The organism is Polaribacter sp. Z022 (assembly GCF_023555495.1).
Taxonomy (GTDB): domain Bacteria; phylum Bacteroidota; class Bacteroidia; order Flavobacteriales; family Flavobacteriaceae; genus Polaribacter.
On the sequence record NZ_JALCZO010000001.1, the window covers coordinates 565856 to 583164 of the forward strand.

Genomic DNA, 17309 nt, shown 5'->3' on the forward strand with positions numbered 1-17309 from the left:
ATTTTTAGCTTATAATTAATTTTTGTGTTAATAAATTATAAATGTCAAAGATTTTTAAATCCCTCATTAGAGGGATTTTTTTTGTGCAATACTTTTTTCTTCAGATTAAAAGAGTAAAAATGCTTAAGGGTAAATTTCAATTATAAGAGGGTAAATTATAAGAATGAAATAATATTGCTTTCTAATTAGCTTTGTAACTAAGGTTTTTATTTATTTAAATCATAGAATTATTTATTTTACTTATGAAACAGTTTTTTAGTTTAAAATCAGTATTATTTTTAGTAACGGCTTCTTTATTTGTTTCTTGTGGAAACCAAAAAAGCACAACAAAAATTGATGCAAGTAAACTGGTAACAAATGTTTATCCTCATTCAGATAAAGAAAACAAAGGAAACTGGAAATTAAGAACAGATATTAGTGATGAGTTTGAAGCAGATAAAATAGATGAAGATAAATGGTATATAGTTGGTAAGTTTAAAAACGGAAAACCATTTTATAAACATCCAGATTTTCCAAATAAAAAAGTATGGAAAGGTAGACAACCTTCTCAATTTTCTGGAAGAAATTATCGTTTAGAAGATGGAAAATTAATTTTAGAAACACGTTGGGAACCAGATTTTCCTTTTAGTGATGAATTAAGTAAACCTTGGGGTCCTAATAAAGATATTAGAAATAAGTTTGAAAACATAACTACAGCTTGTTTTATTGGTCGTAAATTTTTTAAGTACGGTTACATGGAAATTAAAAGTAAAGCTGCAGATGCAGAAATTACTAGTGCATTTTGGGCAATTGGAGGTAAAACCGAGTTAGATATTTTTGAGCAATTTGGAGATCATAGACAACCTAATAAAGAAGCAAATGGAAAAGATAGAGAACTTTGGTGGTCTATACATGATTGGTCTAAAGAGGGTAAAGGAAAATCTGTTTATACAGAACACTTAGATTATGGTTTTAGAGTTGCTGATGATTTTCATATTTATGGTATAGAGTGGGATGAAAATGGAGTAAAACTATATGTAGATGGAGTTTATAAAACAGGAGCTACTAAAGAACAAGTAGATGCTTATGCTAAAGCAAAAAATTATCCAAATGGATGGGTATTGAAAAACCCTATATCAATATGGTTAGATCAAGAAACTTTTCCATGGCATGGAGTTCCAGATAGTAAAGAAGACTTAGAATTAAATAGTCCAGAAGGTAAAAAAGAGGATGGTGTTGTAGATTTTGAGATAGAATATGTTAGAATTTGGCAAAAACAATAATTATTATGAGTTTTAAAAAAAGTTTTATATACCTTTTTTCTTTTTTTCTAATAGCTTCTTGTGGTACAAGTGTAACAATAGAAGATGAAATAATTGATGAAGTAGAAGTAGATGAAGGAGATAATGGAACAGGAAACACTGGTTCTACAGGTCCAAATTCAGATTATCCATTATCAGACCAATCAAATACAGGTAAATGGGTATTAAATAAAGAAGTAAGTGATGAGTTTGATACTGGTACTTTAGATGAAGATAAATGGCATATTCAAGGAAAAAATGGCGTGTATCAATCTAATTTTATTGGTAGAGCACCCTCTCAATTTTCTATAAATAATGCTATTGTAGAAGATGAAAAGCTAAAAATTATAACAAAATGGGAACCAGATTTCGATTTTCATCCAACAAAAACTCAAACCGTAAATGGTAAAGTTTATAAATATGAAAATATAACTACTGCAGCTGTAATTAGTAAAAAACAGTTTAGGTATGGTTATATGGAAATTAAATGTAAATCAGCAAATGCACCAATAACTAGTTCTTTTTGGACAACAGGAAAAGGAACATCAGAATTAGATATGTTTGAAATGTTTGGTGGTCATAAATCTAATGCAGCTTGGAAAAAAAGATTAAAATTTAATATAATTAGCTGGGATAAAGACAATCCTTTTTACCAACCAGTTTATAAAGGTCCAGTGCATACAAGAAATATACAAGCTAAAGAAAATACTGCAGATGATTTTCATGTATATGGTTTTGATTGGACACCAGAATATATTAAAGTTTATATAGATGGTGTTTTACATGAAAATGGAACAATATTAAAATCTGAATTAACAAAAAACGGAACAGAACCAGATAGATGGGTTACAGATTCTGATTATTGGATTTGGTTTGATTCTGAAACTTTTCCTTGGTTAGGTTTACCAACAGCATCAGATTTAGTAGAACCTGCAGAATATCAAATTGAGTATATAAGAGTTTGGCAAAAAAGCTAGAAAAGAAAGAAATAAACAATTAATTAAAATTTTTAAATTTAAGTATTATGAAAAAAATCTTTTTAACATTATTATTGGTAGTTGCATTTACTACAACTTATGGTCAAAACAAATGGCAAGAAAAACAAATTAATCATTTCGTTAAAGCTGCTCAAACTGAGTATAATTTAAATGATGACCAAGTTAAAGAATTAACTAAATTTAGAACAGAAATGGTATTATCATACAGTTCTTTACAAAAAAAGGTAAAATCTGGAGAAATTACAGGTGATCAAAGAAAACAAAAGGGAAAAGAAATTAGTAAAACTTTTAATAGAAAGTTTATTAAATTAACAGGAAAATCATACAAAGATTTAGCTCCCTTTATGAATAAATTACGAAAAGAAATTAAAAATCTATAGTAATAAATAATTATTACACTTACATAAGGTTGTTTTTTTAAAAACAACCTTTTTTGTAGGTTGTTTCTAAATAAATAAGATGAAGCAAATTAATTTATTAAAAGCTTTTTTACTGCTAGTTTTTGTAGGTTTAGTTTTAGGGTGTACTTCTACAAAAGACAAAACTGCTGTAAAAAACCCTAAAAAGGAGCATAAAAATATTATTACTCCAAGTAAACCAAATATATTGGTGATTCTGTGTGATGATTTAGGGTATTCAGATGTAGGTTTTAATGGTTCTAAAGATATTCCTACTCCTGCTTTAGATGGTCTAGCAAAAGACGGAACAATTTTTACATCTGCCTATGTAACCCACCCTTTTTGTGGTCCTAGTAGAGCAGGTTTAATGACAGGTGTTTATCCACATAGAATAGGTGCTCAATTTAATTTACCTCCAAATAGTGGAGAAACAATTAAAAAAGGTATTTCTCTTAAAGAAACTTTTATTAGTAAAGTTTTAGATAAAGAAGGTTATAATACAGGTTTAATAGGTAAGTGGCACTTAGGTTCTAATGCAGAATTTCATCCAAATGTTAGAGGTTTTGATGATTTCTATGGTTTTTTAGGAGGAGGACATAATTATTTTCCAGAACAATATAGAGCTGCTTATAAAAGACAATCTGAAAGTGGAAGAAAAATTATTTGGGATTATTTACATCCTTTAGAGCATAATGGAAAACAAATTAAAGAAACAGAGTATTTAACAGATGCTTTTTCTAGAGAAGCAGTACGTTTTATTACAGATGCAGGTAAAACTAAAGATCCGTTCTTTTTATATCTTTCATACAATGCACCTCACACACCTTTAGAAGCAAAAGAAGAAGATCTTAAGTTGTTTTCTCATATAAAAGATAAAAAGAGAAGAACTTATGCTGCTATGGTTTATGCTGTTGATAGGGGTGTTAAAAAGATTAAACAATCTTTAATAGATTCTGGTCAATTAGATAATACTTTAATTGTTTTCTTTAGTGATAATGGTGGTAAAACAAAAGCAGGTGCAACTAATTATCCTTTAAAAGATGGAAAAGGAAGTGCTTATGAAGGTGGTTATAGAGTACCAATGTTTTTTCATTGGCCAAAAGTTGTACCAGCAGGAGAAAAATTTGATTTCCCAGTATCTGCATTAGATTTTTATCCAACTTTTGCAAAATTAGCAGGAGCAAAAATTCCTGCAACTAAAAAGTTAGATGGAAAAGATATTTGGAATAATTTTATAACTAAAACAGATTCTTATAAAGACGATAACATCTTTGTATTGCGTCACAGAAATGGTTTTAGTGATGTTGGGGTTAGAAAAAACGAATGGAAAGCTGTTAAAGCTTACAATCAAAAATGGAAGCTATTTAATATTGAAAATGATATGGCAGAAAGCAATGATGTAAGTAGTAAATATCCAGAAATTTTAAAAGACTTAGTTAAAGATGCAGCAGAATGGAGTGTTACTCATAAACAACCAGAATGGTGGCATAATGTAAAAACGGGTAAAGAATGGAAAGCTCTTGAGATGCCAAAATTTGATAAAACTTTTAAAATAGAGTAATAAAAAACTAAATATTTTTAAGGCATCATATAAAAAACTTAGTTTTTGTATGATGCTTTTTTTTGTTTCAATTATATAAAAAACTAAACATATTTTTAATTTTTTAAACTATTTAATTGAAAAATAATTTAGCTAAAAAATGTTATTTGTTTAAGTAAACAATGATATTAGTCTTAAAAATCACTTTAAAAAACTAAACAAAAACATAACAAAGGGTTATTAAGTGTTTAAAATTCGTTTAACTTTTATAGTATTTATATATTGTAAACAAAGGATTTAGCTTCTTTTTCTTTAAAATATAAAAATAAACATGTATAAACTGAATAACTTGTATTTTGCAAATACCTTAACAAGTAATTGTTTTGTGATTTTTATATGTTGTTTTCTAATGTTTGGTTCTTTAAGTTCTCAAGAGAACATAATATTAGAAGAAAAAAAACTTGAACATTATTCTCAAGATTCTACACAAGAGTTAAAATTATTATACAATTCATTAATAAAAAAAGCAGATACATTAGGAGCTATAATTACGCTCCAAGAAATAGCTTTAACCTATAGTCATTTAGGAAGTCATAAAGATTCTTATGATAATTTATGGTTAGCATTATTGCTTGCAGATGCTTCCAATAATGATGATAGAAAAGCCTTAATTTATAGAGATATAGGAAGGCACTACAGTTATTATAAAAGAAAAGAAAAAGCGCTTCAATTTTTAAATCAATCTTTAAGTTTAAGAAAAAAATTAGTAGCACTTAAAAAGTTAGATAAAGAAGAGTTAGCAAATGCTTATTTAGCATTTGTAGCAACATTTAGAGAACTTAAAGATTTAAAATCTGCCAAAAAATATTTAGATAGTAGTGCTATTTATTTAAAAAAATCGCCAAATCACAGAGACAAAGCATTTTATAGTTTTGAAAACGGAGTTATTTTAAATAGTCAAGGAAAATATAAGGAATCTTTAAAAGAATTTACTACTAGCTCAAAATGGTTTGATGAAAAAGTGCCAGGGTATAAAGTTTTAATAAACACGTATATAGGAGATTGTTATAAGAACTTAAAAGAATACTCTAAAAGCGAAAGTTATTATTTAAACGCAATAGAAACATCTAATAAATACAAAGCCCATAAAAATTATACTCCTTTAATTTATGAGAGGCTTTCTGCTTTATATCTTATTATTGGAGAAAAAGACAAAGCTTTTAAAAGTTTAAAAATGGCAAAAGATTTAGATGCACTTTATTTTGATAGTAGAAGTAAAAACAATAGACCATTATTAGAGATACAAGATGAATTTTTAGAAGAGAAAAAAAGGCAAATAATTGCTTTAAAAGAACAAAGAATTAATCAACTTGAACAAGAAGAAAAAGTAGATTTTTTAGAAAGAATGCTACTGTTAGGTTTTATTGTTTTTTTAGTTCTTTTTAGCGCTTTTTTTATTAATAGTATAAGGTCTAAACATAAAGCAGAAAAAGAAATTTTAAGAAAAAAGAGAGAGCTAGAACTTCAAAAAAACTTAGAAATAATTGAGTTAAAGAATAAAGAATTAGCAGCATCTGTTATTAAATTAATTGAAAAAGATGCCTTTATAGAGCAATTAAAAAACAAACTATCTAAAGGAGATGGAGAAATAAATAGAAGTGAAGCTAAACAAATATTAAACTCTATATCTGTTAATAGTTTAGAAAATTGGAATGAATTTGAAACAAAATTTGTTTCTATTAATAAGAAGTTTTATACAAAACTTAATAAAAAGTTTCCAAACTTAACACATAATGATCAAAGACTTTGTGCCTTGGTTAAACTAAATTTTTCAAGTAAAGAAATAGCAAAGTTGTTAAACATGTCTAATGAAAGTGTACATACTACAAGAAGTAGGTTAAGAAAGAAATTAAACCTTTCTAGAGATGTAAATTTAAAGCAATTTATTGCTAGTATTTAATAAAATAATTGAGTTTTTAAATAGAAATTTATAAAGTTATGAGATTAGTTTTAAAGCAGTCAGATACAATTGTAAATAAAAAATTAAACGTTTTTAAAAGGGTAGTACCGTCTTTTGATGTTGCATGGCATTATCATAAAGAATACGAACTTCTATATATTTCTAAAAGTAATGGAATTCGTTTTGTAGGAGATAATGTTTCTCCTTTTTTTCCTGGAGACTTGGTTTTGGTAGGTTCTCATTTACCTCATTTATGGAGAAGTGATCCTTCTTATTACGAATCTAACAGTACTCAACAAGTAAAAACTATTGTAATAAAATTTACAAAAGATTTTTTAGGGCTAGATTTTTTTAAAAATCAAAACTTTTTTAACATTCAAAAATTGTTAGATGCATCTAAATTTGGATTGTTTTTTAACAAAGAGGTTAGTAAAAAATTGCATAAAGATTTAATGAATTTACCAGACTTATCTACAACAGAACAACATATAGAGCTTTTAAGTATTTTAAATAAATTATCTCAGGTAAACAATAATCAAAAGCAAGTTTTATCATCTTCAGATATGAGACAATCTATTTCAGAAAGTTCAGAAAAAATAGATTTAGTATTAAGGTATATTTCAGATAATTATGCATCAAATATTAATTTAGAAAAAGTTGCAAATATAGCTTGTATGACTACCAATTCGTTTTGTCGTTTTTTTAAAAAAATGACGAATAAATCTTTTACTCAGTTTTTAAATGAAATTCGTATTAGAAACGCTTCAAGAATCTTAGTACAACAAAACTTACCAGTTTCAGAAGTTTGTTTTTTGGTTGGTTTTAATTCTATGACATATTTTAATAAACAGTTTAAATTAATAATGGGTACAACACCCAAAACATTTAAAATTGCTGCCTTTTAACTAAAATATTAATGTTTTCTGAGTTAAAAACATTAATTTATCTTAAAATGAGGGTATTTTAGAATAATTTCGGATAATATTTGTTAAAAAATTGTCACTTATTATGCTTAAATGAATATTTTGTTATATTTGTTAGTAATGAAGTTAGTTTTAAAGAAATCAGACACACACACAAATGAAAAACTAAACATTTACACTAGAGATGTTCCTTGTTTAGACGCTGCATGGCATTATCATAAAGAATTTGAGTTGTTATACATATCTCAAAGTAATGGTATTCGTTTTGTTGGAGATAGTGTGGCTCCTTTTTTACCTGGAGATTTAGTTTTAGTAGGTTCTTATTTACCTCATCTTTGGAGAAACGACCCTTCATACTACAAAGAAGAAAGTACGCAAGAAGTTAAAACAATAGTTACAAAATTTACTGATGATTTTTTAGGGAATGATATTTTGCAATTACCCGATTTTTTTGAAGTTAAAAAATTACTTGAAGAATGTAAGTTAGGTATATTTTTTGGTAAGCAAATTAGTAAAGCTCTTCATAATGATTTAATGTTACTACCTACTTTGTCATCAACAGAAAAACACATTAAACTTTTAAGTATTTTACATAAATTATCTTTAGTAGATAAAAAAGAAAGAACTATTTTGTCTTCTTCAGACATGAGACAAACCACTACAGAAAGTTCTGAAAGGATAGATACTGTGTTAAAATACATTTCAGATAATTATGCTTCTAGTATTAGTTTAGATGATATTTCTAATGTAGCTTGTATGACTACAAATTCTTTTTGTCGTTTTTTTAAGAAAATGACCAACAAGTCTTTTACACAGTTTTTAAACGAAATTCGTATTAGAAATGCATCAAGAATACTTGTGCAGCAAACACTTCCTGTATCAGAAGTTTGTTATATAGTTGGTTTTAATTCTATAACTAACTTTAATAAACAGTTTAAACAAATTATGGGGTCTACACCTAAAAAGTTTAGAGAAGCAATCTAGGAAATAAGATTACTATTTTAGAGATATAGTATATAATGCCCAAATTCATTTGAAATTTGGGCATTATTTCTTTTAGTAAATAATTTTTTTAATTCTTTGTATTTAATTTGTAAGCTAATTTGTGATAAGAGTTTACTATTTGTGGTTAATATTAGCTTAATTCTTTGCTAGATTAACCTTTAATTTTGTCATTCAAACAAATTTAAAACCCTCATCCATTAAAAATTATGAAAACTCACTTTTTAAAATATTGTGTATTTCTTTTTATAATAGTGCTATCTGTAAGCAATTACGCTCAAACTAAAGGAACAAGACCTAATGTAATTTTAATCCTTGCAGATGATTTAGGATATGCAGATGTTGGTTTTAATAGAGATGCTAGTTTTCCATCAGAAAGAGGTGTTATTCCAACACCTAATATAGATGCTTTGGCAAACAATGGTATAATTTTAAAAAATTCGCATGTTGTTCATCCTTTTTGTGGTCCAAGTAGAGTAGCACTTTTAACAGGTATTTATCCTCACAGAATTGGAGCTCAGTACAATTTACCTAACAATATAACATCTACTTTAGGTGTTCCTCAAAACGAAACTTATTTTTCTAAAGTTTTACAAGATTCAGGATACAATACTTCTGCAATTGGTAAATGGCATTTAGGTTTCGAAGATGGTAAATACCAACCATTAGACAGAGGTTTTGATCATTTCTTCGGATTTTTAGGAGGAGGTAAAAATTATTTCGAAAGTATTTATGAAGATTCGTTTTACAACAGATTAGGTGGTTCTAACCCTGTAACTAATGAGTATCAAGATCCATTACAAAGAAATAGATCTTATGTAAATAGAAATGAATACAGCAATGCTACAGATGAAGATTATTTAACAGATGTACTTACAGATAATGCAATTCAATATATTAATGAAAACAAAGGGAAATCAGACCCTTTCTTTATGTATTTAGCTTATAATGCACCACACACACCATTACAAGCAACCCAAGCAGAAATTGCGCAATTTAAAATTGATAATCCTAATTTTGAGAGTAATTTAAGAGCAAGTAGTTATTTACAAAACTCAGATCCTGTAAATAAATTAACAACTCAGGCAGAAAAAGATGCAAAAATAGAAGAGTTTGTACAAGCTCGTTTAATTTATGCAACAATGACTGTTAATATGGATAAAAATATTGGTAGAGTTGTAGATGAACTTAAAAAAGATATCAATGTATTTAATAATACAGTTATAATATTTTTAAGTGATAATGGCGGTTATAGATGGAGTAAAGGAGCAGATAATTTTCCATTACAACAACAAAAAGGAAGTGTTTTAGAAGGTGGTCATAAAGTACCAATGTTTGTAAGTTGGCCAAATAAAATTACATCTCCAAGTACATACAACTATCAAGTTAGTTCGTTAGATATTTATCCAACTCTTGCAAATTTGGCAGGAGCTACAATTCCAGCAAATAAAACAATAGATGGTAAAGACTTTATGGATAAAATTATTGCTGGTCAAAAAGTAAGACAAGATGATGAACCTTTGTATGCTATAAGACCGCAAAACGGATTTCATAATGGAGGTCTTGCTTCTTACCCTTGGAAAATTGTTAAAACTGCAAATAATGGAAAATGGAGATTGTATAATATTTTAACAGATCCAGGAGAAACTACAGATTTAAGAAGCACAGAACCAAATGCAGAACAAATAATAAATAATCTTTTAGATAAAGCAGAAACTTTATTTTCAGAATTTAAAAATGTAAAACCAGCTTGGTATGATAATAGTAATTATGATAGTAATGGTGATGGAGTAGGAGATATTCATGTTCATGGTCCATTGTGGAATAATGGAACATTACCAGGTTATGACAGACTTTTTGAAAGACCTTTTGATGATTCAACTAAAGATAATTACCCATTATCAGATCAAAACAATGAAGGTAATTGGGTTTTAAACACAGAAATTTCAGATGAATTTGAAGCAAGTTCTTTAAATGAAGATCAATGGTTAATACAAGGTAGAAATGGAGAATACCAATCTAATTTTATTGGAAGATCTCCTGCTCAATTTTCAACAGAAAATGCAATTTTAGAAGATGGGAAACTTAAAATTTTAACCAAATGGGATCCAACTTATAATTTTACAAACGATTCTGGTGGAAATATGTTAGGAGTTTATAATGGAGTAAGTACACCAATAACAACAGCAGCTGTAATTAGTAAAAAACAATTTCAATATGGTTATATGGAAATTAAATCTAAAGCAGCTAATGCAGAAATAACAAGCTCATTTTGGACGACTGGTCCTGGTCCTGGTAAACCAGGTGGAGCATCAGAATTAGATATGTTTGAAATGTTTGGAGGACATAAAACAAATGATGCTTGGAAAAAAAGATTAAAATTTAATATGATTAGTTGGGACCCTAACAATTCTATTAAGCAAGCTGCAACAGCAGCAGGACAATCTGTAGGAACAACACATACTAGAAATATACAAGCAGATAATAACACAGCAGATGATTTTCATGTATATGGTTTTGAGTGGACTGCAGATTATATTAAAGTTTATATAGATGGTGTATTACATCCAGAAGGAACCATTTTAAAATCTGAATTGACTAATAATGGAGCAGATCCTGATAGATGGGTAACAGACGTTCCTTATTGGGTTTGGTTCGATTCAGAAACATTTCCTTGGTTAGGTTTACCAGATGCTTCAGATTTACAAACCCCTGCAGAATATCAAATAGAGTATATTAGAGTTTGGCAAAAAAAACCAGATGAAATTACTATAAAAGGAACTGCAGATGCTATAGAAGGAACTAAAGATGGTGTTTTTACAATTGCGTTATCTAATGGAGAAGTTGCAACAGAAAATATTAATGTAACTTATACTGTTGGCGGAACTGCTACTGAAGGTACAGATTATACTACTATACAAAGAACAGCCACAATTGCTAGCGGAACAAATTCTGTGCAAATAACTATTGATGCTACAGAAGACAATGTAGATGAAAACTCAGAAACAGTTATCATTACCTTGCAATCATCTAGCACTAAAACAATAAATACAACTCCAGCAAGCATTAATATATCAGATGTTATTGAATCTACAACTTTAATAGCAGGAGACATTGCCATTCTTGGTTGGAGAGCAAATAGAGGTAAGTTAGCATTTATGTTGTTAAAAGATATTACAGCAGCAACTCAAATTTCAATTTCTAATAGAACCTGGAATAATTCTCTAAATACTTTTACAGGAGATTATACTGTAGATGATATATGGACTTGGACAGCTGGTGCAGCTTTTAGTACTGGAGACATATTAATATTAGATACAGATGGAAAAGTAAAAAAAGTTGAAGGAGATGCAACTGTTGTTGTTGGTACTACTTCTCATGATTATACAGGAAAAGTATCTCAAACAAGTGATGGTGATTTTGATATTTCAACCAATGGAGAAGGTATTTTAATATTTCAATCAACTAGTCCTTTTCAGTTGCCAACAAATGCAAATTCTACCTCTTGGATAACAGGTTTAAATACTGCTTTAGGATGGGGTTCAGGTGGAGGTAATTCTGCATGTGCATTACCAACAGCTTTAACTAATGGTGTAAATGCTAATGATGTTGGTGAAAAACATGATTTTGGAGTTTATAAAGGAGCTTTATCTGGTACACCAGCTCAATTAAGGGCAAGTATTAACAATACTAATAATTGGGTTTTTTCTGAAGATACAGAATATAATTTATGGAGTTTTAATGAAACATATTCAGGTATTTCTGGAGACATTGGTGTTTCTGGTACTTTAAATGTTTCTAATCAAACTTCCTTAAAATTTAACGTTTTTCCAAATCCAGTAAAAGACTACTTTTCGCTTAATTTTGGAGATTTTAAAAACAAAATAGAAATAGATGTTTTTTCTTCTACAGGACAATTAATTAAAACCGTAGAAACCAAAAACACAAACACTAAAATTAATGTATCTAATTTACCATCAGGTATATATGTATTAAAAATAAAATCAGATAAAGATTTTACAATGAAAAAAATTATCAAGTTATAAAACGTAACTTTTTTAAATAAGAATTAAAACTCGCAACAACTGTTGCGAGTTTTTTTGTTAAATAAAATAATCTATATCTAGAGTTAATTTAGAAAAGAATAAAGGTAAAATAGTGTTAATTAGAGGTAAAGTTCTTAAAAATATAAGGCTCTTTTTGCTGAATTTTGAAGTGTGAATTCATTTTTTATCGAATTCATAATTTTTAATAATTAATTAAACCCAATAATTATGAGTAAAAAACTATTTTTTAATAGTAGTTCTTATTTATCCTTAATTAAAAAAAATAGGATTTTAGGACTATTACTAATTTGTTTAATCGCCTTTCCAATGTTTGCAAATGCAAATTCATTAGATAATAGCGATAATAATGAAACTTTATTTCAGCAAACTATTTCTGGAACAGTTTCAGACGAAGGTGGCCCTATACCAGGGGTAAGTGTTCAGGTAAAAGGAAGCACAACAGGAACAGTTACAGATTTTGATGGTAAATATTCTTTATCAACAAAAGATGCTAATGCTATTTTAATATTTTCATATATAGGTTATAAAACTAAAGAAGTTCCAGCTAATGGAAAGACAACTTTAGATGTTACTTTAGTAGCAGATGTTGCAAGTTTAGACGAGGTAGTTATTGTAGGATATACTTCTAAAAAACGTGGTGAAACTACAGGTTCTGTAAGTACTTTAAAAGCAGAAGAAATAGAAAACACTTCTAATAGAGAAGTTGCTAAATCACTTTCAGGAAGAGTTACAGGTTTAATTGTTTCAGATAGAGGTGGTTATCCTGGTTCTAATAACGATGTTACCTTATTAATTAGAGGTCAATCTACTTTAAACAATAATGCTCCTTTAATTTTAATTGATGGAGTACAAACAGGTATTGGTACTTTTAACCAATTAGCGCCACAAGACATTGCAAATTTAAGTATTCTTAAAGATGGAGCTGCTGCTGTTTATGGTAATAGAGCTGCAAATGGTGTAATTATAGTTACAACAAAAAGAGGTAAAACAGGTAAAGCAAAAATTAATGTTTCTTCTTCTTACAGTATTTCTTCATTTTCTGCAACTCCTAAACTTATGAATTCAGAACAATTTTCTATTTACGAAAATGAAATATTGTTAAGAAACGGAGGGTCTACTTCAGATGTAGCTTACCATACTCCAGATGAAATTAGTAAGTATACAACTACAGATTGGTCTGCATTAACATTCGCAAAAACAGCTCCAGAATCTAGAAATTCTATTTCAATTTCTGGTGGAACTGATAAAACAAAATACTTTGTTAGTGGAGATATGATGGACAGAAAAGGAATGTTCGCATCAGGAGATTTAGGTTTTAAACAAAGTCAAATAAGATCTAATTTAGATGTTAAAATTACTGACGATGTAAAATTAAGTATAGATTTATCTGGAAGATTTGCAGAAAACAAAGAACCAGGTGTTAATGCTAATTTTATTTATAAGCACATTTATACAAATTTACCAACAGAAGTAGGTTTACACCCAAATGGTTTACCTGCTTGGGGTGGAGAAAATGGAGCAAATCCTTATATAATGTCTAGTAATGATTCTGGTTTTAATGAAGTTACTACAAATGATTTAAGAGGTAGATTTGCAATAGACTGGAAATTAGATAAAGTTCTTAAAGGATTAAGTTTTAATAGTTATTTAGGTATTAGAAGAATGAATAACAATCAAAAATCTTTTTATACTCCTTGGACTTATTATAATTATGATGAAACTACCAAAGAATATAGTCCTCAAACAGGATTCTCTCAAAGTGGACAAGAAAATATTTTAAGAGAAACTTTTTGGAGATTTGACGAAGCATTAGTAAACGCTTCTTTTAGATATAACAATACATTTAATGATGTACATTCTATTAGTGCTTTAGCTGCTATTGAGCAACAAACAACTACAACAAGTACTTTTTATGCTCAAGCAACTAGTTTACCTTCTACAGATTTACCATATTTATTTGCAGGTGACCCAGAAACAGCTACTAATGCAGGTACAGCAGGAGAAGATGCACTTTTAAGTTATTTTGGTACTTTATCTTATGATTACAATAAAAAATACTTTGTAGATCTTACTTTACGTAGAGATGGATCTAGTAGATTTGGTCCAGGAAAACAGTTTGGTAATTTTTATAGTGTTGGTGGTAACTGGGCAATTGGTAAAGAAAGTTTCTTAGAAGATGTTTCTTGGTTAGATGCTCTTACAATTAGAGGTTCTCATGCAGTTATGGGTAATGATAGAATACCAGGTTTTCAACACTTAGCACAATTTTCTTACGGAAATACAAATCCAAATAATGCTAGACCAAATTATTATGTATTTGGTGAGTCTGGTGCAGTTTTTAACGGTTATAGAACAGGTGTTGCTCCAAACCCTAATGTAACTTGGGAAACAGCTACAATGCAAAACGTTGCAGTAGCTTTTGAAATGTTTGATAGAAGATTTACTGGTGAGGTAAACTTTTACAAACAAAAAAGAGAAGATATCTTAGTAGATAATAGTGGTGTTGTTCCAGATTTTACAGGAGTAGTTTTACCAGATGAAAACTTAGGAAGAGTAGATAGTCATGGTGTAGAAATTACATTAGGATGGGCAGATCAAATTGGTGAAGTTTCTTATAACCTTGGGTTTAACTTAACTCAAGCAAAAAACGAAGTAATATACTTACCACAACCAGCTAATACTCCAGTTGCATTAAGACAAGAAGGTTCACAAATTGGATCAATTGTAGTTGCACCAACAGATGGTATTTTTAGAGATCAAGCACAGGTAGATGCAACTGCTGTTAAATTAGCAGGTACTGTAGAGGGAGAGCCTATTTATAGAGATACAAATGGAGATTTAAAAATAGATGATAAAGATTTTATAAGAATTAATTCTTCTAATATACCAGAAATACAATATGGTTTTACAGGAGGATTAAATTATAAAAACTTCAATTTTAATTTCTTATTACAAGGTCAAGCTAAAGCAGATATGTTAGTGTTTTTTGATCAAAATGGAGCAAAACCAGAACACGTATTTACACAAAGATGGACACCAGAAAATAGAAATTCTAGATACCCAAGAGCATTTGGGTTAAATGATAGTTACAGTGGAATTCAAAACGGAGACCCTGATAATTTTGTAGGAGCAGATTTATGGTTACATGATGCATCTTTCTTAAGATTAAAAGAAATTGAAGTTGGATATACTTTATCTAAAGAGAAAACAACATTTGCAGACATTAAGTTTTTTGCAAGAGGGTTTAACTTGTTAACAATGTTTTCAGATATTCAAAAGTTAGGTTTAGATCCAGAAGCAACTGGTTATAATAACTTTAGAGGAGCAACATATCCATCTTTAAAGATGTATACGTTTGGTTTAAACTTTACTTTTTAATAAAAAAATATAGAAATAATGAAAAAAATAAAACAGATATATTTAATAATAGCCATTGGTTTTTTAACCATGACTAGTTGTGAAGATGTGTTGGATACTACCAATTTAGGTGCATATCCAGAAGATATTGTATTCAGTGATCCTGATCAGTTAGAAAGAGTAGTGTTTTCAGCATATAACAGTACAGAAGGTTGGGCACTTAACAAAACAATATGGTGGGCAAGAAGATTTAACGTAGAAGTAGGTTCTTTTGAAGCTAAATTTAATTTTAGAGACCTAGATAGAATGCGTTTAAGAGGTAATGGTTGGAACGCCTTAAATATGGGAGATTTTAGAAATAAATGGAGAGATTATTTCAGATTTGTTAATGAAATTAACCAATTTTTAGACAAAGTAGATACTAGTGAAGCAATGAATGTAGATGCTGATAAAGTGAATAGCTTAAAAGCAGAAATGAAGTTCTTACGTGCTAATATCTACACAAAGCTAATTAAAATGCATGGAGGTGTACCTATTTTTAATACTGCTTTTGGTTTAGACTCAGAGTTTAATCTTCCAAGAAATTCTTACGAAGAATGTGTTGCTTTTATTGTAAAAGATTTAGATGAAGCTGCTGCTGTATTACCTGTAACAAGACCAGCTGCAGAATTTGGTAGAGCAACAAAATTAGCTGCTTTAGCTGTAAAATCTAGAACATTATTGTTTGCTGCTAGTAAATTACACGATCCTGCAACTGCTCCAAATGGACCAATGTATGATTATAATGTAGCTACAAAGTGGCAAGATGCTGCAGATGCTGCAAAAGCTGTAATAGATTTAGTAGGCGCTAGAGATTTAATTGCTACTCCAGATGCAGAAGCATATCAAAAATTATTTTTATCAGCAAATCAAGATATCCTTTTTGCTAGACCTTATGGAAGTGATTTATATGAATTTGGTTTAGATGTAAATTCATTACCAGATCAAACACAATCACCTAGTGGTTATGGTGGTTGGGCTTTATCATCTCCAACTCATAATTTTGCTTTAGAATTCAATATGGCAGATGGAACAACAACATCAGGAGCAACTTTTGATGCTGCAAATCCAAATGCAAATAGAGAAATGAGATATTATGCAGACTTAAATTTTCAAGGTGCTAATTTTAGAGGTCGTCTTGTAGATTATGCATTAGCTACAGATCCTTCTCAAACAGATGGTTTTGATTCACCAAATGGATCAAAAGTAGGAGGTTCAGGAAATGATTTACACTCTTCTAAAACAGGGTATAATATTAGAAAATTTCAAAATGAAAACCTTGCTACTTTAACAGAAACTACACAAGGGCGTCCATATATTTTATATCGTTTAGCAGAAATTTATTTAAACTATGCAGAAGCTTTATATAACGTTGGTGGTAAAGAAACAGAAGCAAAACTTTACTTAAATAAAGTTTCTACAAGAGCTTTACAACCTGCTATTACTTTAAGTGGTAGTGCGTTATTAGAAGCAATTAAAAGAGAAAGACGTATAGAATTAGCTTTTGAAGGTCATAACTTTTGGGATGAAAGAAGATGGATGAATCCAGCTAATTTAGGATTTGATGTAAAAGGTTTAAAATGGGAAAAAGGTGCTGGTGGAGTATTATCTAATACAGAGTATACAGTTGTAACTAGACCTTGGTTTGATAAACATTATTATTTACCAATTCCTGATCAAGAAATACAAAAAGCTCCAGCATTAATTCAGAATGATGGATATTAAGATATATTTATTTTCAAAGT

The 17309-nt window shown here is 29.0% G+C and carries 10 protein-coding genes; all 10 read left to right on the plus strand.

Annotated elements, in window-relative coordinates; all coding sequences use genetic code 11:
* Positions 1-242: 242 nt before the first annotated feature.
* The 10 genes from MPF13_RS02560 (at position 243) to MPF13_RS02605 (ending at position 17289) form a co-directional block, all read left to right on the plus strand.
* Entirely contained in the window at positions 243-1262 is a 1020-nt protein-coding gene (locus MPF13_RS02560; protein WP_249980745.1) for a family 16 glycosylhydrolase, read from the plus strand.
* A gap of 5 nt (positions 1263-1267) precedes the next feature.
* The gene (locus tag MPF13_RS02565) at positions 1268-2257 is read left to right on the plus strand and encodes a family 16 glycosylhydrolase (protein WP_249980746.1); all 990 of its coding nucleotides are present in this window, start codon (positions 1268-1270) and stop codon (positions 2255-2257) included.
* Positions 2258-2304: 47 nt separating this feature from the next.
* A complete protein-coding gene (locus MPF13_RS02570; protein WP_249980747.1) occupies positions 2305-2658 on the plus strand; it encodes a hypothetical protein in 354 nt (117 codons plus the stop codon).
* 79 nt (positions 2659-2737) lie between these two features.
* Positions 2738-4237 carry a sulfatase-like hydrolase/transferase gene (locus tag MPF13_RS02575; RefSeq protein WP_249980748.1) on the plus strand — a complete coding sequence of 500 codons (1500 nt, stop codon included), beginning with the start codon at positions 2738-2740 and terminating at the stop codon, positions 4235-4237.
* A gap of 388 nt (positions 4238-4625) precedes the next feature.
* Positions 4626-6176, plus strand: a complete 1551-nt coding sequence (locus tag MPF13_RS02580; RefSeq protein ID WP_249980749.1) for a tetratricopeptide repeat protein — start codon at positions 4626-4628, stop codon at positions 6174-6176.
* A 38-nt stretch (positions 6177-6214) separates the two neighbouring features.
* A complete protein-coding gene (locus MPF13_RS02585) occupies positions 6215-7081 on the plus strand; it encodes an AraC family transcriptional regulator (protein ID WP_249980750.1) in 867 nt (288 codons plus the stop codon).
* Positions 7082-7219: 138 nt separating this feature from the next.
* Positions 7220-8083 carry an AraC family transcriptional regulator gene (locus MPF13_RS02590; RefSeq protein WP_249980751.1) on the plus strand — a complete coding sequence of 288 codons (864 nt, stop codon included), beginning with the start codon at positions 7220-7222 and terminating at the stop codon, positions 8081-8083.
* A gap of 227 nt (positions 8084-8310) precedes the next feature.
* On the plus strand, positions 8311-12147 hold the full coding sequence (locus tag MPF13_RS02595) for a sulfatase-like hydrolase/transferase (RefSeq protein WP_249980752.1): 3837 nt from the start codon (positions 8311-8313) through the stop codon (positions 12145-12147).
* A gap of 228 nt (positions 12148-12375) precedes the next feature.
* Entirely contained in the window at positions 12376-15546 is a 3171-nt protein-coding gene (locus MPF13_RS02600; RefSeq protein WP_249980753.1) for a SusC/RagA family TonB-linked outer membrane protein, read from the plus strand.
* 18 nt (positions 15547-15564) lie between these two features.
* Positions 15565-17289, plus strand: coding sequence for a RagB/SusD family nutrient uptake outer membrane protein (locus MPF13_RS02605; RefSeq protein WP_249980754.1), 1725 nt, complete (start codon positions 15565-15567; stop codon positions 17287-17289).
* The last annotated feature ends 20 nt before the right edge of the window (positions 17290-17309 follow it).

Excerpts from the sequence above, each read along its gene's own strand:
- MPF13_RS02560 (WP_249980745.1), top strand. The coding sequence starts at position 243 with ATGAAACAGTTTTTTAGTTTAAAATCAGTATTATTTTTAGTAACGGCT.
- MPF13_RS02565 (WP_249980746.1), top strand. The coding sequence starts at position 1,268 with ATGAGTTTTAAAAAAAGTTTTATATACCTTTTTTCTTTTTTTCTAATA.
- MPF13_RS02570 (WP_249980747.1), top strand. The coding sequence starts at position 2,305 with ATGAAAAAAATCTTTTTAACATTATTATTGGTAGTTGCATTTACTACA.
- MPF13_RS02575 (WP_249980748.1), top strand. The coding sequence starts at position 2,738 with ATGAAGCAAATTAATTTATTAAAAGCTTTTTTACTGCTAGTTTTTGTA.
- MPF13_RS02580 (WP_249980749.1), top strand. The coding sequence starts at position 4,626 with ATGTTTGGTTCTTTAAGTTCTCAAGAGAACATAATATTAGAAGAAAAA.
- MPF13_RS02585 (WP_249980750.1), top strand. The coding sequence starts at position 6,215 with ATGAGATTAGTTTTAAAGCAGTCAGATACAATTGTAAATAAAAAATTA.
- MPF13_RS02590 (WP_249980751.1), top strand. The coding sequence starts at position 7,220 with ATGAAGTTAGTTTTAAAGAAATCAGACACACACACAAATGAAAAACTA.
- MPF13_RS02595 (WP_249980752.1), top strand. The coding sequence starts at position 8,311 with ATGAAAACTCACTTTTTAAAATATTGTGTATTTCTTTTTATAATAGTG.
- MPF13_RS02600 (WP_249980753.1), top strand. The coding sequence starts at position 12,376 with ATGAGTAAAAAACTATTTTTTAATAGTAGTTCTTATTTATCCTTAATT.
- MPF13_RS02605 (WP_249980754.1), top strand. The coding sequence starts at position 15,565 with ATGAAAAAAATAAAACAGATATATTTAATAATAGCCATTGGTTTTTTA.